Origin of the sequence: Octadecabacter arcticus 238 (assembly GCF_000155735.2) — a bacterium.
Taxonomy (GTDB): domain Bacteria; phylum Pseudomonadota; class Alphaproteobacteria; order Rhodobacterales; family Rhodobacteraceae; genus Octadecabacter; species Octadecabacter arcticus.
Map to the genome: position 1 here is coordinate 568,694 of NC_020908.1, position 24,348 is coordinate 593,041.

General features: G+C 56.4%; 25 protein-coding genes, 1 tRNA gene and 1 pseudogene. 8 read left to right on the plus strand and 19 right to left on the minus strand.

What is annotated here, in order from left to right:
- The first annotated feature begins 77 nt into the window (after nucleotides 1-77).
- Entirely contained in the window at nucleotides 78-1,010 is a 933-nt protein-coding gene (locus OA238_RS02955; RefSeq protein WP_015494015.1) for a LysR family transcriptional regulator, read from the plus strand.
- Here OA238_RS02955 and uraH read toward each other — a convergent pair.
- On the minus strand, nucleotides 995-1,348 hold the full coding sequence (gene uraH, locus OA238_RS02960; protein ID WP_015494016.1) for a hydroxyisourate hydrolase: 354 nt from the start codon (nucleotides 1,346-1,348) through the stop codon (nucleotides 995-997). The genes OA238_RS02955 and uraH overlap by 16 nt on opposite strands.
- A 143-nt stretch (nucleotides 1,349-1,491) precedes the next feature.
- Between uraH and puuE the strand changes: the two genes are divergently transcribed.
- From puuE to OA238_RS02975, 3 genes are read left to right on the plus strand one after another with little or no spacing between them, the layout of a single operon-like run.
- Nucleotides 1,492-2,910 carry an allantoinase PuuE gene (gene puuE / locus OA238_RS02965; protein WP_015494017.1) on the plus strand — a complete coding sequence of 473 codons (1,419 nt, stop codon included), beginning with the start codon at nucleotides 1,492-1,494 and terminating at the stop codon, nucleotides 2,908-2,910.
- On the plus strand, nucleotides 2,907-3,392 hold the full coding sequence (locus OA238_RS02970) for an ureidoglycolate lyase (RefSeq protein ID WP_015494018.1): 486 nt from the start codon (nucleotides 2,907-2,909) through the stop codon (nucleotides 3,390-3,392). Before puuE ends, OA238_RS02970 begins: the two co-directional genes overlap by 4 nt.
- 55 nt (nucleotides 3,393-3,447) lie before the next feature.
- Entirely contained in the window at nucleotides 3,448-4,863 is a 1,416-nt protein-coding gene (locus OA238_RS02975; RefSeq protein ID WP_015494019.1) for a uracil-xanthine permease family protein, read from the plus strand.
- A 50-nt stretch (nucleotides 4,864-4,913) separates the two neighbouring features.
- Here the strand turns inward: OA238_RS02975 and OA238_RS02980 are convergent, their stop codons facing one another.
- The 5 genes from OA238_RS02980 to bhcA form a co-directional block, all read right to left on the minus strand.
- Nucleotides 4,914-5,114: a hypothetical protein gene (locus OA238_RS02980; protein WP_044036186.1), complete on the minus strand. Its 201-nt coding sequence runs from the start codon at nucleotides 5,112-5,114 to the stop codon at nucleotides 4,914-4,916.
- A 21-nt stretch (nucleotides 5,115-5,135) separates the two neighbouring features.
- Nucleotides 5,136-6,101, minus strand: coding sequence for an iminosuccinate reductase BhcD (gene bhcD / locus OA238_RS02985; RefSeq protein ID WP_015494020.1), 966 nt, complete (start codon nucleotides 6,099-6,101; stop codon nucleotides 5,136-5,138).
- Nucleotides 6,102-6,202: 101 nt separating this feature from the next.
- The gene (gene bhcC, locus OA238_RS02990) at nucleotides 6,203-7,366 is read right to left on the minus strand and encodes a 3-hydroxy-D-aspartate aldolase BhcC (RefSeq protein WP_015494021.1); all 1,164 of its coding nucleotides are present in this window, start codon (nucleotides 7,364-7,366) and stop codon (nucleotides 6,203-6,205) included.
- A gap of 13 nt (nucleotides 7,367-7,379) precedes the next feature.
- Nucleotides 7,380-8,330 carry a beta-hydroxyaspartate dehydratase BhcB gene (gene bhcB / locus OA238_RS02995; protein ID WP_015494022.1) on the minus strand — a complete coding sequence of 317 codons (951 nt, stop codon included), beginning with the start codon at nucleotides 8,328-8,330 and terminating at the stop codon, nucleotides 7,380-7,382.
- 34 nt (nucleotides 8,331-8,364) lie between these two features.
- Entirely contained in the window at nucleotides 8,365-9,531 is a 1,167-nt protein-coding gene (gene bhcA / locus OA238_RS03000; protein ID WP_015494023.1) for an L-aspartate--glyoxylate aminotransferase BhcA, read from the minus strand.
- A gap of 163 nt (nucleotides 9,532-9,694) precedes the next feature.
- On the opposite strand from bhcA, the gene bhcR reads away from it, so the two are divergent.
- Nucleotides 9,695-10,573 (plus strand): HTH-type transcriptional regulator BhcR, encoded by an 879-nt coding sequence (gene bhcR, locus OA238_RS03005; RefSeq protein WP_015494024.1) that lies wholly within the window; start codon nucleotides 9,695-9,697, stop codon nucleotides 10,571-10,573.
- 13 nt (nucleotides 10,574-10,586) lie between these two features.
- Here bhcR and OA238_RS03010 read toward each other — a convergent pair whose 3' ends face one another.
- The 11 genes and pseudogenes from OA238_RS03010 to OA238_RS03060 all read right to left on the minus strand — a co-directional run bounded on the left by OA238_RS03010 (nucleotide 10,587) and on the right by OA238_RS03060 (nucleotide 20,748).
- A complete protein-coding gene (locus OA238_RS03010) occupies nucleotides 10,587-11,405 on the minus strand; it encodes a bifunctional allantoicase/(S)-ureidoglycine aminohydrolase (protein ID WP_015494025.1) in 819 nt (272 codons plus the stop codon).
- A 113-nt stretch (nucleotides 11,406-11,518) separates the two neighbouring features.
- Entirely contained in the window at nucleotides 11,519-11,710 is a 192-nt protein-coding gene (locus OA238_RS34895; protein WP_144056001.1) for a surface lipoprotein assembly modifier, read from the minus strand.
- Between the two features lie 53 nt (nucleotides 11,711-11,763).
- Nucleotides 11,764-12,559: pseudogene (locus OA238_RS29625) on the minus strand (IS5 family transposase).
- A 414-nt stretch (nucleotides 12,560-12,973) separates the two neighbouring features.
- On the minus strand, nucleotides 12,974-14,041 hold the full coding sequence (locus OA238_RS03025) for an IS630 family transposase (protein ID WP_015493922.1): 1,068 nt from the start codon (nucleotides 14,039-14,041) through the stop codon (nucleotides 12,974-12,976).
- A gap of 210 nt (nucleotides 14,042-14,251) precedes the next feature.
- Nucleotides 14,252-14,326 (minus strand) — tRNA-Glu (locus OA238_RS03030).
- A gap of 86 nt (nucleotides 14,327-14,412) precedes the next feature.
- The gene (gene recJ / locus OA238_RS03035) at nucleotides 14,413-16,179 is read right to left on the minus strand and encodes a single-stranded-DNA-specific exonuclease RecJ (protein ID WP_015494028.1); all 1,767 of its coding nucleotides are present in this window, start codon (nucleotides 16,177-16,179) and stop codon (nucleotides 14,413-14,415) included.
- A gap of 153 nt (nucleotides 16,180-16,332) precedes the next feature.
- Nucleotides 16,333-17,298, minus strand: coding sequence for a class II fructose-bisphosphatase (gene glpX, locus OA238_RS03040; RefSeq protein ID WP_015494029.1), 966 nt, complete (start codon nucleotides 17,296-17,298; stop codon nucleotides 16,333-16,335).
- 90 nt (nucleotides 17,299-17,388) lie between these two features.
- Nucleotides 17,389-17,703 (minus strand): VOC family protein, encoded by a 315-nt coding sequence (locus OA238_RS03045; RefSeq protein ID WP_015494030.1) that lies wholly within the window; start codon nucleotides 17,701-17,703, stop codon nucleotides 17,389-17,391.
- Between the two features lie 65 nt (nucleotides 17,704-17,768).
- A complete protein-coding gene (locus OA238_RS03050) occupies nucleotides 17,769-19,001 on the minus strand; it encodes an MFS transporter (protein ID WP_015494031.1) in 1,233 nt (410 codons plus the stop codon).
- A 79-nt stretch (nucleotides 19,002-19,080) separates the two neighbouring features.
- Nucleotides 19,081-20,370 (minus strand): homoserine dehydrogenase, encoded by a 1,290-nt coding sequence (locus OA238_RS03055; RefSeq protein ID WP_015494032.1) that lies wholly within the window; start codon nucleotides 20,368-20,370, stop codon nucleotides 19,081-19,083.
- Between the two features lie 78 nt (nucleotides 20,371-20,448).
- Complete coding sequence (locus OA238_RS03060) at nucleotides 20,449-20,748, minus strand: hypothetical protein (RefSeq protein ID WP_044036194.1); 300 nt, start codon at nucleotides 20,746-20,748, stop codon at nucleotides 20,449-20,451.
- A 127-nt stretch (nucleotides 20,749-20,875) separates the two neighbouring features.
- Here OA238_RS03060 and OA238_RS03065 point away from each other — a divergent pair, with 127 nt between their 5' ends.
- The 3 genes from OA238_RS03065 (at nucleotide 20,876) to OA238_RS03075 (ending at nucleotide 23,185) form a co-directional block, all read left to right on the plus strand.
- Complete coding sequence (locus tag OA238_RS03065) at nucleotides 20,876-21,478, plus strand: TetR/AcrR family transcriptional regulator (protein ID WP_015494033.1); 603 nt, start codon at nucleotides 20,876-20,878, stop codon at nucleotides 21,476-21,478.
- Nucleotides 21,479-21,685: 207 nt separating this feature from the next.
- On the plus strand, nucleotides 21,686-22,630 hold the full coding sequence (locus OA238_RS03070; RefSeq protein WP_015494034.1) for an NAD(P)-dependent oxidoreductase: 945 nt from the start codon (nucleotides 21,686-21,688) through the stop codon (nucleotides 22,628-22,630).
- A 57-nt stretch (nucleotides 22,631-22,687) separates the two neighbouring features.
- On the plus strand, nucleotides 22,688-23,185 hold the full coding sequence (locus tag OA238_RS03075) for a hypothetical protein (protein ID WP_015494035.1): 498 nt from the start codon (nucleotides 22,688-22,690) through the stop codon (nucleotides 23,183-23,185).
- A gap of 3 nt (nucleotides 23,186-23,188) precedes the next feature.
- On the opposite strand, the gene OA238_RS03080 is transcribed toward OA238_RS03075, so the two are convergent.
- Together OA238_RS03080 and OA238_RS03085 are read right to left on the minus strand one after the other, a co-directional pair.
- Nucleotides 23,189-23,785 (minus strand): TadE/TadG family type IV pilus assembly protein, encoded by a 597-nt coding sequence (locus tag OA238_RS03080; protein ID WP_015494036.1) that lies wholly within the window; start codon nucleotides 23,783-23,785, stop codon nucleotides 23,189-23,191.
- 1 nt (nucleotide 23,786) lies between these two features.
- Nucleotides 23,787-24,347 (minus strand): TadE/TadG family type IV pilus assembly protein, encoded by a 561-nt coding sequence (locus OA238_RS03085; protein WP_015494037.1) that lies wholly within the window; start codon nucleotides 24,345-24,347, stop codon nucleotides 23,787-23,789.
- Nucleotide 24,348 lies beyond the last annotated feature (1 nt).

The window sequence follows — 24,348 nt, forward strand, 5'->3', positions numbered from 1 at the left end:
TTTTGTTCAGCCTATCCTTGGCCGCTTTGTTTTGCTATTCCGTTGTAACGCGTCGCTCTATCAAGAAATGCAGAACAATGTCCTATCTCGACAACATTAGAACCTTTGTGCGGGTTTACGAACTTGGCAGCATGTCCGCCGCTGGGCGTGATCTGCGCATTTCGCCTGCGGTCACGTCGTCGCGGATTTCTTCGCTTGAAGAACATTTGAACGTGCGACTGTTCCAGCGCACCACGCGCAGCCTGACGGCCACCGAACAGGGTCGTGCATTTTACACAGGCGCGGTGGCGGTGCTTGAGGCGGTAGATACCGCCGAGGGACAGGTCGCTGGCATCACCGATAACCCGAAGGGCTCCCTTTATGTGGCGGCACCATTGGGGGTCGGTCGGCGGTTAATCGCGCCCTTGGTACCAGAATTTGTGCGGGACTATCCGCTGATTGATATCCGCTTGCGTTTGACGGATCGAAAGGTTGATCTGACGACGGAAGGTCTTGATATTTCATTCTTTTTAGGTGAACCGGCGGACAGCAATTTGCGCATCAAACCGATCGCGGATTGTGATCGTGTCCTTGTGGCCGCACCCAGATACATTGCCGAACGCGGCAACCCGGTGGACGGCACGGCGTTGGTGAAAGACGGGCACAACTGTCTGAACTTGCGCTACCCCGGCGCGCCGGAATTTCAGTGGCGATTACAGACATCGGATGGACCGCAGCGGTTCCGCGTCTCGGGTCGATATGAATGCGACGACGGCGATGTGCTGACAGAATGGGCATTGGCGGGCGAGGGGATCGCGTTAAAGCCGGTCTTTGAGGTGGCAGAGTATTTGAATGCGGGCAGGTTGGTGCCTGTCGCGACAAAAAACCCACCGACGCCGATCCAGATGGCCTGTCTTTATACCCACCGTCGCCGCCAAGACCCGAAAACCCGCCTGTTCATGGAATATATGACGACGCGGATCGGGGCGTCGATGAACGCGGCGCAAGAAAGTGTTCAGCTACCGCGATAGGTCGAATAGCCGAACGGCGAGAGCAGCAGAGGAACGTGATAATGGGCAGATCCATCGTCCATGCCAAAGCGCAGTGGAATCTCGTCGAGGAATTTAATGTCGCCGTGGGCTTGATCGTTGGCCTCAAGGTAATCGCCGCAAAAGAACACCAACTCGTATTTGCCAGTCTTGAAATCGCCAGCAGGAAGGATCGGGCTGTCGGTGCGGCCATCCTCGTTGGTGATGGTTTGCGCGATCAGTGTGCGGTCGCCGTCGAGATTGTAAAGCGCGATTTTAATGCCTTTTGCGGGCATGCCGCGGGCCGTGTCGAGAACGTGCGTGGTCAAATATCCGGACATATAGCGTCTCCTTTTTCAGCATCCTATCTGCGGACTGTACAGTCACAAGGCAAACACGGGTGATGAGACAGTCTTTCAAGAATTCCCAGTAAATGCCCTGCCACTTTATAGATTAGTGTGTCGTTAGCAAAAATAGGACCACAATGACCAATACCACAGGATACCCTCGCGACCTGACCGGCTATGGTGCAACGCCGCCGACTGCAAATTGGCCGGATGGCGCACGCATTGCCGTGCAGATTGTCCTTAATTACGAAGAGGGTGGCGAGAATAACATCCTTCATGGTGACGCCGCATCTGAGGCATTTTTGTCCGAGATTGTCGGCGCAGCGGCGTGGCCCGATCAACGGCACGCGAATATGGAATCAATTTACGAATATGGTGCGCGGGCTGGATTTTGGCGTCTGCACCGGATGTTGAACCAGCTTCCGGTGACGGTTTACGGCGTGGCCAGCGCGTTGGCACGGGCCCCAGAACAGGTCAAAGCCATGCTTGAGGCCGGTTGGGAAATCGCATCGCACGGGCTGAAGTGGGTCGAACATAAAGACATGCCCGCCGACGAAGAACGCGCCCAGATCGCGGAAGCTGTGCGGTTGCACACAGAGGTCGTGGGATCGCGTCCCCGCGGGTGGTACACGGGCCGATCCAGCGAAAATACGATCCGTCTGGCGGCTGAAGAGGGCGGTTTCAAATATATCGCCGACAGTTACGCCGATGATCTGCCGTATTGGTTGGAATTTGACGACGCTGATACGTCGCGCGATCAGTTGATCGTGCCCTACACGCTTGATTGCAATGACATGCGCTTTGCGACGCCGCAGGGGTTTAATTCGGGCACCCAGTTTTTTGACTACCTCAAGGCGACGTTTGATGTGTTGTACGCTGAAGGGGGGCGGATGATGTCACTGGGTCTGCATTGTCGTTTGGTCGGGCGTCCGGGCCGTGCGCAGGCTTTGCAGCAATTCATTGATTACGCCAACAGTCACGACGGGGTCTGGTTTGCCACCCGTGAGGACATTGCGGATCATTGGGCGGCGCAGAACCCGCACATCCGCACCCAGCGCCCGTCGCAAATGAACCATGGCGATTTTGTCACCGCATTTGGTGCCATATTCGAACATTCTGCATGGATCGCGGATCGTGCCTATGCGCTTGGCCTTGGTCCAACCCACGACACGGCGACTGGCGTACATTCCGCGCTGTGCCGGATGTTTCGGTCCGCGAACCACGACGAACGCCTTGGCGTTTTGACTGCGCACCCTGATTTGGCGGGAAAGCTGGCAGTGGCGGGCACGCTGACCGCTGAAAGCACGTCAGAACAGGCGGGCGCCGGGCTGGATGCGCTGACGGACGACGAGCGGGCGATGTTCCAAGACCTCAATACTCAATACGTCGAAAAACACGGATTTCCCTTTATTATCGCGGTGCGCGATCACACCAAGGCCAGCATCATGGCCGCGTTTCACACCCGCATTGATCACGACACAGACGTCGAATTTGCCACGGCTTGTCGTCAGGTCGAACGCATCGCTGAATTTCGTCTGATGGATCATTCCGGATGATCCGGATTGTTCCCGAACCCCTTACGGCTGACGCCTTTGCCCCCTTTGGCGATGTGATCGAATGCGCAGGCGCGCCCGACAAGATCATCAACCAAGGTCTATGTGGGCGGTTTCATGATCGCGCAGTGATGGATTTCAGCGATGGTCAGGCGGGCATCAGCTTGTTTAACGCTACACCGCGCAATTTTCCGTACACGCTGGATATGATGGAACGCCATCCCGACGGCAGCCAAGCGTTCATCCCGATGACCCAAGCCCCATTTCTGGTGATCGTTGCGTCGGACGACGATGGCAAGCCAAGCGCGCCCCGCGCCTTTGTCACGGCATCCGGACAAGCGATCAATTATCACCGCAATATCTGGCATGGGGTTTGCGTACCACTGCACGCGCCCGGCCTTTTTGCAGTCGTCGACCGTATTGGCGGGTCAGGCGACAATCTTCAAGAACACTGGTTTGACGACCCATTCACTGTCGAACCGTAAACCAAGCCCGCACAAGACGGGTTCAACCAAGAAACTACTCAAGGGAACAATGACAATGACAGATTCTTCAATCGGGACACCGGAACAGCTCCGCGATCCAAACTATACACCACCCCTCGCCAAGGCGATTCCACTGGGCATCCAACACGTGCTGGCGATGTTCGTCTCGAACGTAACCCCTGCGATCATCATCGCGGGTGCGGCAGGCATTGCCTTCGGTCCGGGTGCTGATCCAGAAGCCCGCATCTATCTGTTGCAGATGGCGATGATGTTTGCCGGTGTTGCGACACTGATCCAAACCATCGGCATAGGTCCGGTCGGCGCGCGTTTGCCAATCGTTCAGGGGACATCGTTTGCATTCTTGCCCGTGATGATCCCTGCGATGATCGGTGCGGGGACAGCTGGTCTTGCCGGTTTGATGACAGGTGTCGTGATTGGTGGCTTGTTCCATGCGTTTCTTGGCCTGTTTGTCGGCCGCATCCGCTTTGCGTTGCCACCACTGGTCACTGGCCTGATCGTTTTGATGATTGGCCTCGCACTGATCAAGGTCGGCATTGAATACGCAGCTGGTGGTGCCGGCGATTTTAACCGCGGTAAAGAAACATGGGGCGGCGTGTCCAACTGGTTCCAAGCTGGCGTGGTTTTGTTCGTCACTTTGGGTCTGAAGTTCTTCACACGCGGCATGCTTTCCGTCTCAGCTGTGTTGCTTGGTCTGATCGCAGGTTACGTCGTGGCCTACCTGATGGGCGACGTGAATCTGGCGGGTATCAGCGATGCTGCCGTATTTGCTTTGCCAGAGCCGTTCAAGTTTGGCTTCGAAATCAACTGGGCGATCATCATCGGCATGTGCTTGATGGCGTTTATCTCTGCGATTGAAACTGTGGGCGACGTGTCCGGTATCACCAAAGGTGGTGCTGGTCGTGAAGCCACGGATGCAGAAGTGACGGGTGCAACTTTCGCTGACGGCTTTGGAACTGCAATCGCGGGCGTGTTCGGGTCTTTGCCAAACACATCGTTCAGCCAAAACGTTGGTCTGATCGCAATGACTGGCGTTATGTCACGCCACGTTGTGACAATCGGCGCGCTGTTTCTGATCTTCTGTGGCTTGGTTCCAAAAATTGGCGCAATCATCAACACGATCCCGATCCAGGTTCTGGGTGGTGGCGTGATTGTCATGTTTGGTATGGTTGCAGCTGCGGGCGCATCAATGCTGTCGGATGTTAAGTGGAACAGCCGCAACATGGTGATCTTCGCAACGGCGCTGTCCGTGGGTCTTGGCCTGCAGCAGGTTCCGGACGCGATGGTCTTTTTGGGCGATACAGCACGCATTTTGCTGACATCGGGTCTTCTGCCCGCCGCGTTCATCGCAATCGGGCTGAACCTGATCTTGCCAGAGCACTTTGGCGACGAAGCAGACGACGAAGTTTCGGGTTCGGTCAAAGGCATCAAAGAAAATTCGCGCAAGGCGTAACACCTTAACCGAATGAGAATATGAGGGCCCTCGCAGTGATGCGGGGGCCCTTATTCCTTTGGACGTGAGCGCGAACTAGAACGTCTGGCCCATTGTACCGCGATGATTTCGGTGCATTTGATGAAGAGGTCCTTGCCGTCCATATATACTTCCCAATCAACGTCGCGGCCTTCGATCCCGAAAGCGCCCATCAGCTTGTAGCCAAGCGATTTCAGAGCAAGCGATTGCCCGATGATCGTGTTGTGGACCACACCGGCGTTCTAAGACGCGACCTAAAAGTCGACGTCCATGCCGATGCCCTTTGCTTTGGCGATTTCAACGATGCTGGCGGCTACGGCGAGGTCTTGTAGGCCAACGCCGGTGCCGTCAAACAGCGTGATTTCGCGATCCGAGGTGCGGCCCGCGTGGGTGCCGTTGATGACAGCGCCAAGCTCAAAGATATCATCGCGTGACTTCAAGCCAGCGCTTACCGCGTGCTGGGTTTCCCCCAAGGTCACGGACTGCGCGACTTCGTCGGTGAACACCGTGGCTTTGACGATCAGGTCAGTCTCGCATTCCTGCTTGCCGATGGTGTCGGTGCCCATGCAGGCGATGTGTGTGCCGTCACTGATGTGGGCTGCGCCAAAGATCGGGTTGAACGAGGACGTCATGGAAATCACGACGTCGGCTTCAGTCATGCCCTCAAGCGTCACGGCTTCAAACGGCAGATCAAATTCTGCGGCGACTTCGGCAAGGCTCGGCAGCATTTCTGGATGGTAGTTCCAGCCGATGACTTTTTCGAAACTGTGAGTTTCAAGTGCATGGCGCAGTTGGAATTTCGCCTGATGGCCCGCACCAATCATGCCCATAACCTTACTGTCCTTGCGCGCCAGATGTTTGATCGACACCGACGACGCCGCTGCTGTGCGCAGCGCGGTCAACAGGTTTCCACCGACCATTGCGGCGACTTTTCCGGTGTCGGGATCAAACAGAAACACGGTTGATTGGTGGTTAATAATACCGCGTTTTTCGAGGTTGTGGGGCCAATAGCCGCCCGCCTTCAGGCCCAGTGACATGCCTTTGCCGTCAAACCCACCTTTGAAACCGTACAGCGCCTCTTCGTGGCCAATGGCCTCACGGATGACGGGGAAATTGTAGGCGACACCTGCTGACATAGCGGCGAAGACCTGTTCGACAGCGTTAAAGGCGTCGGGACGGGTCAGGATGTCTGCGATTGCGGATTCTGGGACGATATACATTTTATTCTCTTTCTTTGAAAAAGGGGACCGAACTTTCGCCCGCCCCCCTCTGTTGGTTCCGTATTCATCTTGGCAAGAAAACTCTCGCCGAAGGCGAAATATCAATAGGCTTTGCCGCGCGCGGACACAGGCCAAACGGTCTCGACTTTGCCGCCGCGCACACCGACGTACCAATCATGGACGTTGCAGGTCGGATCGCAGTGACCCGGAACCAGTTTTAGCTTGTCGTTCACTTTCAATACGCCATTCGGGTCAGCAACAACGCCGTGTTCGTCGCTGCACTTGATGTATTCAACGTCGTCACGGCCATAGATAAACGGCAATCCGCTATCGACGGACTGCGCCTTGAGCCCTGCATCAACGATGGCTTTGTCGGCTTTGGAATGGCTCATGACTGTCGTCAGGATAAACAACGCGTTCTCCCATTCGCCGTCATCAATCCGCTTGCCATCTTTGTCGAGGATGCGGCCATAATCGGCGTCCATAAACGCATAAGATCCACACTGGAGTTCGTTGTAAACGTTGGACGCAGATTCAAAGTAGTAAGATCCGGTGCCGCCGCCGCCGACAATGTCACAGGCGAGCCCGTTGGACTTCAGGCCTTGAACCGCGTCGCCAACTTGCTCGATTGCGGCGTTCAGTTTCACTTCGCGATCTGCGTACAAATCCATGTGCTGCATCGCACCCTGATAGGCTTGGATACCCGCAAATTTCAGGCCGGGTGCTGCGTCGATTAATTTGGCGATGTTCACGACGTCTTGGGTTGTGTTCACACCGCAACGGCCCGCGCCGCAGTCGACTTCGACCAAGGCTTCGATCTGCGTGCCAGCAGCGACTGCCGCGTCGGACAGGTTTTTGACGTTCTCGGGATCATCCACACAGACCAGCACACGACAGCCATACTTTGGCATCTCGGCAAGGCGTTTGATCTTTGCAGGCTCGGTCACCTGGTTGGAAATCATCACGTCCTTGATGCCGCCGCGCGCGAACACTTCGGCCTCAGATACCTTCTGGCAGCACACACCGATCGCGGCGCCCATGTCCTGTTGTAGTTTCAGCACGTCGACGGATTTGTGCATCTTGCCGTGGGCGCGGTGGCGCATGCCGTGGGCTTTTGCGTAGTCGCCCATTTTCTTGACGTTGCGCTCAAGCGCGTCAAGATCAAGGATCAGGCAAGGCGTCTGAATATCCGTTTCATCCATGCCGGGCTTGGCGGGGATGTCAAAGCCGACCTCGAACTCTTCAAAATTTGGGTGCGTGTTCATTTCAGCGTTTCCTTCATTTGAGCCATGGCAGAACGTCAAGATCGACATTTCCGCCTGTGATAATGATACCGACCCGCTTACCCGCGAACCGGTCTTTGTTTTTCAGGATCGTCGCAAGCGGCACAGCGCTGCTGGCTTCCATGACGATGCGCAAATGCTTCCATGTGAGCTTCATCGCAGCGATAATTTCGTCTTCGGAGGCGGTCAGGATGTCGGTGACATGCTTGGACACGAAATGCCAAGTGAGGTTTTTGAGAGGAACTAGCAGACCGTCGGCAATGGTTTTGGGCGCATCATCGGCAATGATATAACCCGCCTTAAAGCTGCGATAGGCGTCGTCGGCCTGTTCGGGTTCCGCCGCAATAATCTGCACCTCCGGGGCCTGATTGGACAGGGTCAGGCAGGTGCCCGAGATCATGCCACCGCCGCCAATTGGGGCCATAACAATATCAAGACCGTCGGTCTGTTCGATGAATTCACGCGCGCAGGTGCCTTGCCCCGCGATCACGCGCGGATCGTTGTAGGGATGCACGAAATCGCCGCCCGTCGCGGCCTGCACCTTGGCGAATGTTTCTTCGCGCGATGTTGTGGACGGGTCGCATTCGGTGACGACCCCGCCATAGCGCGCGACAGTGTCTTTCTTGGCTTGTGGTGCCGTGCGCGGCATCACGACGTTGCACGGAATACCACGACGGCTGGCCGCATAGCTGAGGCAGGACGCGTGGTTGCCCGATGAATGGGTTGCCACGCCCAGTTTCGCCTGTTCGTCGTCCAGCCCGAACACCGCATTGCTGGCACCACGCACTTTGAAGGCACCGGGTGTCTGGAAGTTTTCGCACTTAAAGAACAGATCAGCGCCAGTGATCTCATTTAGAAAATCCGATGTGCGGACGGGAGTGCGCTGGATGTGGGGCATGATGCGTTCGTGGGCTTCAAGCATATCTTGATAGGTGGGGATATACATCGTTGGTATCCTCGTATGATCGTTGGGGTCAGGCTTAAACGCCATGGCGGTAGAATTCTTGTGCCGCGGCGACACCCGACCCGAGTTTGATGTCCAAGCCAAGGTCAACCATCACCATCTCAGCGACGCCCAGCCCCGACAACATCATCGCGTCGGTAAGCATGCCGAGGTGACCGATCCGAAAGACCTTGCCAGCGACTTCGCCAAGACCGACCCCGAACGCCATACCATATTTGTCTGCGGCGCGGGTTACGATATCGGTCGCGTTGAAACCGTCGGGCGTTTTAACCGCCGAAACGGTGTCGGAATAGACGTCGGGCGACACGGCGCACAACTCAAGTCCCCAAGCCTTAACAGCGTGGCGAACGCCTGTCGCGATGCGACGGTGGCGGGCGAACACGTTCTCAAGACCTTCGTCCTCGATCATCTCAAGCGCCAGCTTCAAACCGTTCATCAAACCAACGGGTGGCGTGTAGGGAAATGCGTCGTTGTCGTAGCCCTTTTGCATGTCGTGTACGTCAAAAAAGGTGCGCGGTAGGGTGGATGTCTTGGTGGCCTGCATGGCGCGGTCGGAAAATCCGACAATCGCGAGACCCGCGGGCAACATAAAGCCCTTTTGTGACCCCGTGACGGCAACGTCGACGCCCCATTCATCCATGCGGAAATCCATTGATCCGATGGACGACACACCATCCACGAACAACATCGCAGGGTGGCCCGCAGCGACGAGAGCTTTGCGAACCGCCGCGATGTCTGATTTCACGCCCGTTGCGGTTTCGTTGTGCGTGGCCAGAACGACTTTGATGGCGTGGTTTTTGTCGGCTTTCAGGATGGCCTCATACTCAGTGGCAGGCAATCCGTGACCCCATGGGGTTTCAACGATGTGAACATCCAACCCATGGCGTTGGCACATGTCGATCCAGCGGTGTGAAAACATGCCATTGCGCGCCGCCAAAACTTTGTCGCCAGCATTCAGGCAGTTGGACAGGGCCGTTTCCCAGCCACCCGTGCCTGTGGACGGGAAGACAAAGATTTTCGCAGTTTCAGATTTCAGAACCCGACGCACGCCGTCTAGCATCGGATGCAGGATTTTACCAAAAAGCGGTGAACGGTGGTCAATCGTCGGCATGTAACAGGCTTGGCGGATCGCCTCTGGCATGTTTGTCGGGCCGGGGATGAAAACGGGGTTCTGAAAACTCATGGTATGTCCTTTCAAGGATTGGACCATGTGTATTGCGGCCCGCTGAAGGGGGCAATTTTTTCGGAATAGTTTTTCAAAATGGTTGTGATCAGCAAAAATATCGCCTTGTCAGGTGCTTAGATTTTTTCATAAGTTGAAATTAAATTTCAGAAAGTGAAAATCTATGCCTGATGAACCCGATTCCACCGTTAAACATGACCATTCCCGCACACAAACCCGCACACAAACCCGCGCGCGGGGCAGGCCTAAGGCGTGGCGGGATAAGACCGAACAGAACACGATAAAATCGCTGGATCGCGCGTTAGAGGTTTTGTCGCGGTTGGGTGATCTTGAAGAAGCGACGCTAAGTGAGCTTGCGAACGATCTGGGCCAGTCCCCCGCCACGATCTACCGCGTTCTAACGACGTACCGCGCCCATGCGTTCACCGATTTCGACGAAACGCGACAGGTCTGGTCCGTGGGGGCAGGCGCGTTCCTGACTGGCGCGAAGTTCCTGCGCCGCACGTCGATGGTCGAACGCGCACGGCCGCACTTGCGCCGATTGATGGAAGCCACCGAAGAGACCGCGAACCTTGGAGTCGCCAAGGATGCGGACGTTTTGTTCCTCAGCCAATCGGAAACCCACCACGCCATTCGCGCGTTTTTTCCACCGGGGACGTTGTCTCCCATGCATGCGTCCGGCATCGGCAAGGCCTTGTTGGCGCAGTGGCCGCAAAAACGGGTTGATGCCATGCTGGCCGCGCGCGCACCTGAACAGTTTACGGAGTATACATTGATCACCCGTGACGCGTTGATGGACGATCTGCGTGAAACGCAACTGCGCGGCTATTCATTTGACGGTGAGGAGAAAAACATCGGCATGCGCTGCATCGCGGCACCGGTTTTCGATGTCCACGGTGACGCGGTCGCGGGATTATCCATCTCGGGCCCTGTCGCGCGGATCACCGATGCAAGGATTGCGCCGATCGGGACATTGGTACGGGCAGGGGCCGACGCATTGACCCGCGAATTGGGCGGCGTGTCACCACAACCGCCCGGATAGTTTTGTTGCCTGTTTAAAGGCCGGGGTGACGGTTCACGTCTTTGTACAAAAGGTAGCGGAATTGACCCGGACCACCTGTGTAACACGCCTGCGGGCAGAACGCGCGTAGCCACATGAAATCGCCTGCTTCAACTTCAACCCAGTCGTTGTTGAGGTTATAGACCGCCTTACCTTCAAGCACATAGAGCCCGTGTTCCATGACGTGGGTTTCAAGAAACGGGATCACGCCGCCGGGTTGGAACGTCACGATTGTGACTGCCATGTCGTGGCGCATGTCGGCCGGATCGACGAAACGCGATGTGCCCCATGCGCCATCGGTCCCTGGCATATAATTGGGTTCAACGTCCGCGTCATTGGTAACAAGAACGGGCGGCGCATCGATGCCGTCGACCCATTCATAGGCCTTGCGTATCCAGTGGAAACGACAGGCCACATCGGTGTCGTTCTTGAAGGTCCAATGGGTATCGACGGGGATGTAGGCGTAGCTGCCCGTGCTCAATGTGTGCGCTTCACCCTCGATGGTCAGCGTCGCTCCGCCCTCTACGACGAAGATTACCGTCTGCGCCTCGCCGTCGGTGTCGGGTTTTTGCGACCCACCACCAGCGCTGACTTCGACGATGTACTGGCTGAACGTTTCGGCAAAGCCCGACAGCGGCCTTGCAAGGATCCAAGCGCGGGTTTTGTCCCAGAACGGGAGGTTGGACGTCACAATATCGCGCATCGTCCCCTTGGGGATGACGGCATAGGCTTCGGTAAAAATGGCGCGATCCGTGAGCAGCTGTGTTTGCGGCGGATGGCCACCTTGCGGGGCGTAATATGTAGGCTTTTTCATAACCGTAACTTAACTCACAACACGTTGGGCGTTAGTCCCCAACGTGCCACAACACTTTTTTGAAAAGATTGATAAACATGTACTCAGCGGCGCGATCTACAGCCTGATTGGGCCTAATAAGACTTCTCGAATGCGATCCGGCAGTCGGTTGTTTGAAAGTCATAAAGCGTGATGTTTGATGCAGTTCGCTGGACTTGGCAGGTGAGTTTGGGGCGCTCGCCGAAAACCTCAAATAGCTGTGGGCTATAGGAAATGCCCGATGCAACTGTATCATCTTCACGAATAAGGTCTGTTGCTGGGGCAATACCGTCGTCGTAAACATTTCAGATGATTGGAACGTGGGGTCTAGGCTCAGGACTCATAACCAAAATATGACGGTTGCGGCGAGAGCGATTGCGGAGAAGAAGACTGTTGGTGATCTGTCGTAGCGAGTTGCGACGCGGCGCCAATCTTTGAGCCTTCCGAACATTCTCTCGATACGGTTGCGTCGTTTGTAACGGCGCTTGTCGTACTTGACGGTCTTTTTGCGCGACTTGCGACCGGGGATGCAGGGCGTTGTGCCCTTGTCTACAAGGGTTTCACGGAACCAATCAGCATCGTACCCTCTGTCAGCGAGGAGCCAGTCAGCCTCAGGCAGATTATTCATCAAGGCGGCTGCACCAGTGTAATCACTGACTTGTCCTGCTGTGATGAAGAGGCGGATTGGTCGTCCGCTGGTGTCTGTGACAGCATGGAGCTTTGTATTCATACCGCCCTTGGTCAACCCGATCAGGCGTCCTCGCCCCCCTTTTTTAACCGCAGGCTGGCGGCCGTACGATGTGCTTTGAGGTAGGTGGCGTCCACTGCCCGGCAGTCGAAACGCAGTTTCGATGAGAGGGGATTGAGATGGTTTTGTTGTCGGGGGCCTGCTCGGCCAGCCCCATCAAGATTTGGGCAAATATGCCCATATCACTCCAGCGCTTCCATCGATTATATAGCGTCTTCGGCGGTCCATACTCGGAAGGTGCATCACACCACCTTAAACCATTGCGATTGATGAAGATAATGCCACTCAAAACACGACGGTCATCCACACGAGCACGACCTCGGCTCTTTGGAAAGTACGGCCGGAGACGCTCCATCCGCGCCTCAGTCAGCCAATACAAATTGCTCATAATATCCCCCTACAATTGAAGACTACGAATCACCACAACGCGACAAACTCAATCAATTAATGGGTCCTGACCCTAGGGCTACAACAATCATTTGCTCCCCAGCTAATGTCATCGAGCGGGAAGTCATAGCGGACAACCTTGCCCTGTCGCTCGCTAGCAGTGCGCTGCATCCGCAGGCGCGACCCTGAGCGTATCCAGAATGCACAGCTTCAACTTATTGCGCCCGAATAGTTGCTTGTAGCGCCCGCGCATTGGAATTTCTTTGCGGTCGTCCCGCTAACCAAATGGCACCAATGGCTCGATGACCATGGGCATTGGCTTTGCGCCGTAGTGGATGGAGTTGTATTGAAGGCCGCGGAACCAAGCAAAATCTCACCTATACTCCCGCGCCTGAATTGACCTGAGGTTTTCCCCTCAAATCACTTTGTATTCCTTGAGCGATATGACGCGGAAGTTGTCGGTGACGGTGTCGCGGAACTCTGGCCATTTTTCTGGCAGGGTCTTGCGGAAGAAGTCGAAAATGGCCTCTGTGAATTGGTTGAACGTTGCATAGTGCCGATTGTGGGTGACCCATTTGTGCATAACACCCCAAAGACGCTCGATCGGGTTGAGGTGCGGGGCATATGCTGGCAAGAAATGCAACTTCACCCGACGTTCTGGGCTGTCCAGCCATGGCTGTAGTATCTTGGCATGATGATAGCGGGCATTGTCGACAAAGACGTGGATGGCCGTCTTGGTTTGGTTGTTGCGTTCCAACTTTTCCAGCATCTGTCGGGTTGTCTGGGCATTGATCTTCTCGCCTTCCACAAAGGTGAACTGGAAAGTCTCAAGGTCAAGCGCGCCCTGAATGTTGAGCCGCTTGCGCCCTGATGTCGCCTTCAGGGCCGTCTTTTGTCCCTTGGGGAACCAACCATGGGCGGGGCGGCTCTGGTGTTCGGGGTGGACAGCGTCCGAAAAGACAACCATCTCATCTGCGGCCAACCCGTTCATCAGGGCCTCATATTTGGCAATAAACGCAGCCTGCTTGGCTTCATCGGCCTGTGCAGGCAGCAATTGTGGTTTCTTATACGCGAACCCCAGGCGGCGCATCAGCTTGGCGGCTCCCGACGTGCTGTAGTTTTGGTCGCACTCGGCTAGAACATAGGCACAGACCTCATCGGCATTGCGGGCAGGCTGCGCGGTGAAATGGGCTCTCACCGCCTGCTCTTGCACGACGGACAAATGACCCTGACGCTGGCTGTAGTCCTTCAGACCGAAAAACGATAGTCCCGCACCGGCAAAGGCAAATCGCCACTCCGTCAAAACTGTCGGGCCAATATCCAAAATCCGGCAAACCGTTCCGGCGTCTTCTCCTGCGTCCAAAAGAAGAAACGCGCGCGCCCGTTTCCAAACAAGGGCGTCAACTTTGCGGCGGCGGCAAAGCGCTTCAAGTGCTATGCGCTGCTCGTCGGATAAGGAGACTGTTTTGTATTGCTTGCTCATAAACTCAAAATACAGACTGAACCGCCTTTGGCCATGCGACGAAGTGAATCGCAGGCCCAAAATCGTCAGGTCAATTCAGGCGCAGGACTATACAACTAAAACTGAATGTTTCGGTAGCTTTATATTCCGACAGAAGCTGTACAAGCCCGTAGGTCGTTGTGGGATATATTTTAAAGTAACCAATAAAAACAATTACTTAACATACACCACTGGCAGTCCCTAGGGGAATCGAACCCCTCTTTCCAGGTTGAAAACCTGGCGTCCTAACCGATAGACGAAGGGACCGCAGTTGGTGTGGCGTATTTAGGCAACCCGCCCTCGCGACGCAAGCACATTCTGCCCAAATATTACGGAAAATTTGGAAGCGAAAACTAGGTCGCCGGTGCAGCATCTTCGAGGCGCAATTGTGGGCTTTGACGGCCCTGCCAAGTGTTGATTTCCAAGCGCCCTGCAAGATGGAAGCGCGCACCGCCATGATCACGCAGCATCGGCCCGATAGGTCCGTCCATCGCGCCAAAACAGATCGCATCAATCCTCGCACTGATCCCATCCCCAAAAGTGACTTTCAGGTGATTTGCGCCAACAACTTTGGTGAAATTGATCGCGCAATCGGGAAATACAAATCGCGGGGCAGGGGCGCCAGCGCCAAAAGGTCCAGCCTGTTCCATGATGTTGATCAGGTCGACCGTCGCCGCACCCGGCATCAGCAATCCATCGACTCTGAGGTCTGCAGGACCGATGTCATTGGCGCCCTGTTTTGCCAGCAATTCAGACAGGCGGTCCATCGCGGCGTCGACTTTGTCGCGCGCAACGGTCAGACCCGCGGCCATTTTATGCCCGCCTCCTTTGATCAACAGCCCCTCCGCTGCGCAGCGTTGGATCGCAGCTCCAAGATCAATGCCGAAGACAGATCGACCCGACCCTTTACCAATGTCGCCGTCTAAACCGATCACAATCGCGGGGCGGTTGCTGGCTTCTTTCAAGCGCGCCGCAACGATACCAACAACGCCGGGGTGCCAGCCTTCGCCAGCGGCCCAGACAAGCGGTCTGTCGGTTCCGCGCTGTTCGGCCTGCTCAATCGCCATTTCGCGGACCTGATTTTCAATCTCACGGCGCTCTGTGTTCAGCTCATCAAGGCGCTCTGCCATCGATTGCGCCTGACGCGGGTCGATGGTTGCCAGAAGGCGCGCACCAAGGTCGGCCTTGCCAATCCGCCCGCCAGCATTGATCCGCGGCCCAAGCAAGAACCCGAGATGATAGGACGAAGGCGCGGTATCCATGCGGGCGACATCCGCCAGCGTCACCAGCCCCACCCGCTGGCGCCGCGCCATCACGGTCAAACCTTGGCGCACAAAGGCGCGATTGACTCCGATCAGGGGCGCAACATCGGCAACGGTTCCAAGGGCCACAAGATCCAGCAGGGACATGAGGTCAGGTGTTTTGGACCCCGCGTCGCGCAGTTGGCGGTTCGCCTCGACCAGCACCAGAAACACGACACCCGCCGCACATAAATGCGCCAGATCACCGGCTTCATCCTGACGGTTCGGGTTCACCACGGCCAGGGCTGGTGGCAGTGTTTCTCCGCCGAGGTGGTGGTCCAAGACAACAACATCCGCGCCCTTCGCGGCCTCAATCGGTCCATGGGACAACGTGCCACAATCAACGCAAATGATCAGATCATGATCGCGTGCGAGTGTCGACATCGCGTCGTCGTTGGGGCCATAGCCTTCGTCGATGCGGTCAGGCACATATAGGGTCGGGGTCACACCAAAGCCGCGCAGCCAGTCGATCAGCAAGGCGGCGGATGTGCCGCCGTCGACATCATAATCCGCAAAGATCGCGATTTTTTGGCCGCTGTTTGCCGCCGCCACGATGCGCGCAGCGGCTGGTTCCATGTCGCGCAGGGATCGCGGGTCTGGCATCAAGTCGCGCAATGTCGGGGCAAGAAACGAGGCAGCATCCTGCGCAGTAATCCCCCGTCGCACCAATGTGCGACAGACAGGCAAAGGCAGTGCTGTATCCTGCGCCATCGCTTCGGCCAAACGGTCATCCTCAACGCTCGGTCCGACCCAGCGTCGTCCCGTCGTCGACTGCGCCACATCCAAGAATGCGTGCGCGATATTTGGTGTCTGATTCATCACGTCGCACCATATGGGCCACGGCGAGGATTCGCCACGGTCCTTGTTCTTTGATTCACAAATACCGTCTTACTGGCTGTCTTGCGCAATTCGTTGAATTTTGCAGTAAATTCCAACTGTCAGGTATGCCGCGCAGGCCGTCGGAGCATGTCGTCAGGCATGAACAGGGTTGCGATAGCTCATCCGGCGCACCGATCCGGTTTTGGAGCGCATCAGGATTGTCTCGGCCGTCAGGAACCCGGGTTCGCGTTTAATGCCGTGTAACAAGGACCCGTCCGTCACGCCCGTCGCCGCGAAAATCACATCTGACGTCACCATATCGTCACGGGTGTAGACGCGATCAAAGTTCGTGATGCCGGCTTTGGTGGCGCGGGCCCGTTCGTCGTCATTGCGAAACAACAATTTGCCAAACATCTGTCCGCCCATGCATTTCAATGCAGCCGCGGCCAACACGCCCTCGGGTGCGCCGCCGCTGCCCATGTACATATCAATGCCGGTGGTGGCGGCCTCGGCGCAGTGCATCACGCCTGCCACATCGCCGTCAGTAATCAAGCGAATGGCGGCGCCCGTGCTGCGCAATTGTTCGATCATCTCTTCGTGGCGCGGGCGTTCCAGCACGCAGACCGTGATGTCTTCCGTCGAACAGCCCTTGGCGGTGGCCAGTGCGGACACCCGTTCGCTGGGCGACATATCCATCATCACAACGCCGTTCCGAAAACCCGGACCCACGGCCAGCTTATCCATGTAGACGTCCGGCGCGTGCAACATCGATCCGCGCGGGCCCATTGCGATCACGGTCAACGCGTTGGGCATGTCTTTTGCTGTCAACGTGGTGCCCTCCAACGGATCAAGCGCGATATCCACGCCGGGGCCTTTGCCGGACCCGACCTTTTCACCAATAAACAACATTGGCGCTTCGTCGCGCTCGCCTTCGCCAATCACCACGACCCCCGCAATGTCGAGCTTGTTAAGCTGTTCGCGCATCGCGTTGACCGCCGCTTGATCCGCAGCCTTTTCGTCGCCACGTCCGATCAGGGCCGCGCTGGCAAGGGCGGCTGCCTCGGACACACGGGCGAGGCCGAGGGAAAGCATGCGGTCATTAAAGTCTGTCGAGGCCATGGTATGCGTCCTTTTATTTGTTGCCCTTGGCTTAGCCCGATACAGGGGCGTGCGACAAGACTGGGTGCGCTAACAGTCGCATGCTATTCATCAAACAGGCGCGTGGCAGACCATTTCGACGTTATTGCTATCAGGATCAAGCACGAAAGCGCCGTAGTAATTCGTGTGATAATGTGGCGGAAGTCCGGGTTCACCGTTGTCGGTGCCACCCGCGTAGAGGGCGGCGTAATAAAAGGCATCAACCTGCGCGCGGGTCTGGGGCGCTAACGCGATGTGAATTGGCGGCGATTGCGCCGACCCTTCGCTTAGCCAGAATGCTGCGCGGTCTTGTCCAAAATCGCCGTCTTTGACGCCCTCTGTGAAGTCTTCGGATGTAATCGCCAGAAGCGACCCAACAATTGGCATCAGTGCGGCGGTTTAGAACCTCGTAGCGGCTGCGAAATCGGAAATTCTGACGCTGGTGTGATCTGTCATGGCGTTATTGATTTGTGTGATGGGGAAACTGCAATCCGTCGCGCAGCCACTGCCAAACCGATGAGCGCCACCAGTCCAATAAAGCACGCGACCCGCAGGATATTGGCAATATCATCGTAGGGCATCGTACCTGCGTCGGTGGTAGAAATTGCACCAAACGTGAGGGCGGTGGCAAAGACCAGTCGACCTGCAAAACTATTTAGAGATAGCCATGTGGCGCGGCTGTCGTCGTTCAGCAGCGGTTGAATTCGGCCCAAAATAAAGGGACGTGATAAGGCGTTCGGCACCATACGCAAAAGCAAGAAAGCCAGCACGATGGCGCTGTCTGTCAGGGCCATAACTCCGGATATGGCAATTTGTAGCGAGAACGCAGACAGCAGCAGCTGCGGCAAGCCAAGCGCGCGGCGCAGTTGTAGCGCGACCAGCGATACCGCAACGGAAATTCCCATCATCAAAGCGGTTACCGCGCCGCTCACGAGGGGGGCGGACGAGGCGAGGTCGAAGTCATTCAGGGCCTCAAGAATGAACGGCTGGCCAAACACGAATGGCAAGTGGCTAAAGCCATACATCAAGACACCAAGAACGAAGAACCACAACAAGATGGGGCTTTGAAAACTTGCGCCCAGACTGCTGAGGTGGAGTAGCTCTGATCCCTCACTGGTGTCGCTACTACGAGGTGGTTCGACGAAACGCATGGTAATCCAGAACAGCCCACCAAAGGCCAGTGCGCCGCCAACGAAGGGCAATCGGGGGTCGACCAGCGCCAACGCACCGCCAGTTAGCGCAGACAGGGCGAGGGCGGAAAACGAATAGCGCCACGCAATAATTTCTTGGGTTTCGATCTCATCCGCGCGCCCCGTCGCGGCAAGGCTTTCATATAACATCGCTTCATCGGTGCCACTGGCAAATGCCATACTTGCACCGATCAGAACCTGACCTGCAGCGAAAACTGCGAAACTGTCACCAATGGCGAGCAAAAAGGAACCGCCTAGGCCTGCAATCGCACTGGCGATGAGGGTCTTTTTACGACCCAACCGGTCGGACATATAGCCAGACGGAACTTCAAGCAGGGTGGTGGCGACATCGTAGACCGCGTAAAGTAGGATGGCTTCGGTCGCGGACAACACGTTCTGGAAATACAAAAACCAAACAGCCTGCCAAAAGATCAGGCTGCGCAGAAAACGCGACCAGCGATAAAGCTGGATGTTGCGGATGATGGCGACTGTCATTGAGTGACCCTAGCAGGTCATCCCATTGATGCCAGTCACCTTTTAAGCCAGTCGCCTTCTGAGCCAGTCACCTTCTAAACTAGTCGACTTGTTCTATGCGGATTGCGACAGGGTCACCCAACACAACGGATGTCTTGGTCATCGCTTCAAGCGCCTCGTCCAGTGCTGTGCGTGTGACTTTGTGGGTGACAATCAACACTGGCGCAGATGTATCCGCGTGGCCATATTGTTTCATCCGATCAATCGACACGCCGGCATCACCCAAAACGGCCGCGACTTTGGCAAGCGCGCCGGGTTTGTCGACGAGCTGCATGCGCAAATAGTAGGGTGCAGGGACCGCGGCCTTGGCGGGTCGGGCTTTTCGCAGGGTCGTCGCGGGCTGACCGAAGGTCGGCAGACGCAGACCGCGGGCAATGTCGATGATATCGGACAACACAGCGGAGGCGGTGGGCCCTTCACCAGCACCTGCGCCGCGCAGCACAATCTGGCCCACAGCATCGCCTTCGATGACAACCATATTGGTGCCACCTTCAAGTTGGCCAAGCGAAGAATTGGACGGCACAAGGCAGGGCGACATGCGCTGTTCAAGGCCGCGACCTGTCATCTGCGCCACGCCCAGAAGTTTGATACGGAAATCCATGTCGGCGGCGGCGTCAATGTCTTCAAGGGTGATCGCTTGGATACCTTCGAGTTCAATTGCGTCGAAATCAACTTGCGTGCCAAAGGCGACCGAGGCTAGCAGCGCCAGCTTATGGCCCGCATCAATGCCCCCGACATCAAGATTTGGATCGGCTTCGAGGTAGCCGAGTTTATCGGCTTCAGCGAACAGCGCATTGTAGCCTTGGCGTGTCGCCTGCATTTGGGTCAAAATGTAATTGCATGTGCCGTTCATCACACCCATCACGCGGGTGATCTTGTTTCCAGCAAGCGCCTCGGTCAGGGTTTTCATCACGGGAATACCGCCCGCTACGGCGGCCTCGTAGCGAATGATGCATCCTACGGCTTCGGCAGCGAGCGCCAGTTCATGGCCGTGCATCGCGAGCATCGCTTTGTTGGCCGTTACCACATCTTTGCCAGCTTTGATCGCGGCTTCGGTGGCGTCTTTGGCAGGGCCAGCGTCGCCGCCCATCAATTCCACGAACACATCCACGTCGTCGCGCATTGCCAGCGCAACAGGATCGTCTTCCCATGCATAATCCGACAGCGACACACCGCGATCTTTGTCTTTGCTGCGCGCGGACACAGCAGAAATGACGACTTTGCGCCCTGTGCGGGCCTCAATTAGGGCAGCCTGTCGGCGGATGATGCGCACAACACCCACGCCAACGGTTCCGAGGCCAGCGATGCCGAGACGAAGCGGAGTGGTCATGAGGCGCGTCCTTATTTGCGATTTTGGTGGTGTTAGCGCGTTGGCACGTGGACTTCAACGCGGGGCTTTGCGGCGGTCTTATTGCGCGCGCGCCTGAACGCCGCGCAGCATGCGGGCACTGGCGCTGGTGGTAATAACAGGACCGCGCAAACGGGACGCACGCGCACGCAGATTTGCAATGTGGGCGCTGATTGCGGCCTCGACCAACGTGTTTGCGTTGCCATCGGCGTTTGCCTGTTGGATCAGGGATGCGATCGGGACCAGATCCGGGACGGGCGCATTGGATTGCGCGGGTGACACAGTGCCATCCAACGCCGGAAATTCCGCGCAGGCGGATAGGGCAATGATCAAGGGCAAAACGGCAAGGATAAGGCGCATATCAGGGGTCCAGTAAGGTCGCGCAAAGCATAGATGTGCGCGCCATTGTCGGCAAGGCGGCGAGCAGGGCTTTTCAAATGAACGAATGTTCAGTTAAATGGCCGCATGGCGGCGATTTGGGGATTAGATGGCACGCAAAACGGGATCACACGGCGATATCACTGGACCAAAGGTGCATGCCGCAGCCTTGCGCCTGATTGCGCGCCATGGGTTTGCTGCGGTCTCGATGCGCCAGATCGCGCATGAGGTTGGCGTGCAAGCGGGGGCGTTGTATCGCTATACGCCTGACAAACAGACCCTTTTGTTTGATCTGATGCGCGGGCACATGGATGCGCTGTTGGCGGCGCGTGCGGCGGCGGCGGGCGGCGTTGCGGTCTTTGATACGCCGCTCATAAGGCTCGATGAATTTGTGCGGTTTCACATCCGGTTTCATCTGGAACGCCCAGATGCGGTCTTCGTGTCCTATATGGAGTTGCGCAATCTAACGCCCGAAAACTTCGCCGCGTTAGAGGCCCTGCGCCGAGACTATGAAGACCAACTTGAAGTTATATTGCTTAGCGGTGCTGCTGCTGGGGAATTCGGTTTGACGGACACCAAGATTACAACACTGGCGATCATCGCCATGTTGACTGGACTAACCACATGGTATCGCGAAGACGGGCGTTTGCCGCTGACGCAGATCGAGCGGATTTATACAGGTCTGGTGCGCGGTGCAGTCGGCGTAAGCTGACGGAGCGACTGCGCCGCCCATGATTTTTTGTAAGTTGTGGCCTGCGTTGGGGTGAGGGTGGGGTGCCAGCGATTTGATGACAGGGCGTCTTGTGGCTGACGTCGGCCTCCGGCGGGGATATTTTAAAAGCAAAGACATGGGATGTCGTGAATAGACCAGACGTGTCGCACCTATTTTTGGAGGTTTTGAAAAACGGAAGGGATTTCTATGAAAGTTGGATTTGTTGGTTTGGGGTCTGTGGGCGGAAAGCTGGCTGGATCGGTGCTGCGCAATGGGTTTGAATTGGCCGTGCATGACTTGGACGCGGATCTTGTTGCGGGATTTGTCGCGCGCGGTGCGGAGGATGGCGGATCGCCCGCCGCCCTTATGGAGACGTGTGACGTGGTGATAACGTGCTTGCCGTCACCGCAAGCCTGCGCGGTTGTCGTTGAGGCGATGTTGCCGAGCGTCACGCAAGGCAAGATTTGGCTAGAGATGTCGACCACGGATGCCAGTGAGGTCCAGCGGCTTGGCGAGGCGGTGCAAGAGCGCGGAGGCTTTGCGGTGGATTGTCCGGTGTCGGGCGGCTGCCACCGTGCCGCCACAGGCAATATTTCAATCTTTGCAGGTTGCGATCGCGCCACGTTCGACACCGTCCTGCCATTGCTGACCACTTTGGGTCGGCGGGTCTTGCACACGGGCGATCTGGGGTCTGCCAGCACGCTGAAGGTCATGACGAACTATTTGGCCACAGCGAATCTGCTGTCGGTCTGCGAAGCTATGGTGACGATGAAAGCCGCTGGGTTGGACATGGCCACGACCTATGAGGCGATCAAGATTTCATCGGGCACATCGTTTGTGCATGAGACCGAGAGTCAGGTTATTTTAAACGGCAGCCGCGATATCGGATTTTCGATGGGCCTTGTGAAAAAAGATATCGGGTTGTTTCAGAACATCGCTGAAGCCCACGATGTGCCGCTTGAAATCAGCCCGATGATGGTGAAAATATTTGAAGACGGCATCGCGCGCTATGGCTTTGATGCGCAATCAGACGACATCATCAAACGGCTGGAAGAAGCCACTGGGCTGGACATCACCGCCCCCGGATTTCCAGCTGAAATGGTCGACGATGAGCCTGAGGAGAGCGGCTATGAGGTGGCACCGCCGCGCTAGGCGCTTTCCTTGGCAGCTCCGCTTGGCTAGAGGGTGGCAACCAGCAGGGGGATCGACATGTTGAATGATGAGGCCAATGAGAGTGCGGATGGTGATGTGATTGCGACGCTACAGGCGTCTGCTCTACGTAGAATATTCGCCTATGGCGCCGTATTCATACTGGGCGCGATGTTGATATTGTTGGCATTTGTTCAGCCACCTGCATTTGGTTGGCAGGTATTTTTGGTCCTGCTGGGAGCGGGCGCGTTGGTGATTGCCGAAAGGCTGCGCCGCGCCACGTTATTGGGGCTGGTTTTGACGCAGCGAGATTTGCGCGACACGGCAGGGCAACTTCTGACAACCTTTGACAACATTAAATCGGTGGATCGGGGTGCGTTTGCGTTCAAGCCGTCCAACGGGTTCGTCTTGCGCCTGCACAATAGCCAGCCCCGCGTCTGGGCGCCTGGGTTGTGGTGGCGGTTTTCAACGCGGGTTGGTGTTGGCGGCGTTACGGCGGCTGGTCCGGCAAAATATATGGCCGAACAGATTGCGTTGCGGCTTGAGGCCAAACGATGAAATTTAGCTATCAAGTGGGCAGATTCGATCATCGAATGTGTCGTTGTGGCTGTAGCAAATACCATTTGGCGCCGAACGCGGCCGGGTGAAAACCGTATTTTCAAACGTGAACCCTCCGATGCCAATGCTAAAGTTAGGCTCATAATTGACCCATGTTTGCACCAGGATCAGCGTTTCGCCGTCGGGCATCACCGGGACTTCTTCGTTGGTGACCATGGCGCTCAAACCGGAGTTGTTGAGATTGCCCGCGCCGCCCTTATTTTGGGGCCATACGACGCTATAGTCATCTTCATCGGCGTCATACTGGATCAGTGTCACACGCAGTTTGGTCAGCGCTTCTGCATTCGTCAGGAAACGATGCATGCGCCATGAATTGATCATGAAGTCATTCGTGATCGGATCTGTTTCACGACTGAGCGCGTCGGAGATTGTGTAAGCCGCTTTCAAATTGATCGACTGATTTCGGAAGGCGTCAAAGAACACGAAGGTTGCCAAAACTGTTGCGAACAGGGTTGGAAACATAATGATCGCCTCGACGACCACTGTGCCTTCTTCTTCGCGTCTGAACCGACGCACGATTGATTTTATGCGTTTTAACATATCAAGAAGGCTCCATCACGAAGGCGGTTGTGGACACAAGGCGGTAATAGCCGTTGTCCATCCGGGACAAGAAATACCCCAAGCCAAATTCAGGAAGCATGGGGATGAATTTACCACAGACGCGAACGATCATCATTTCATTGGAAACACCGCTTTCAAAGTTCCGCGCTGGCTGGAACGGTTCGTCGAGGTTTGTGCATGACGCACGACGCGGGATGGAATTGTCGGAATTCGCCCCCGAGTGGCGCAGGTCAATCGGGCGGAGTTCCAGACGCAGGTTGGTCATGCATTCGGGTAAAATTGCAGCGGCGTTGCAGATCATTGTTTTAAACTGCAACTCGGTGACAGGCGTACCAGTGTTCAAGCGCACTTCGCGCACAGCCATATCAATACCGCGTTCCATCATAACGTGGCGGGTCATCAGCAGGCCGAGCTCAAACCCCGAGACGGGCAAAATGATAAATGGCAGGAAGATCAAAGCGAATTCCACCGTTGGGCTGCCGTCTTCGTTCCTGCGGAAAAGCCGCAAGAACCGTGCCAGTGTTTTGATCGCGAACGTCATG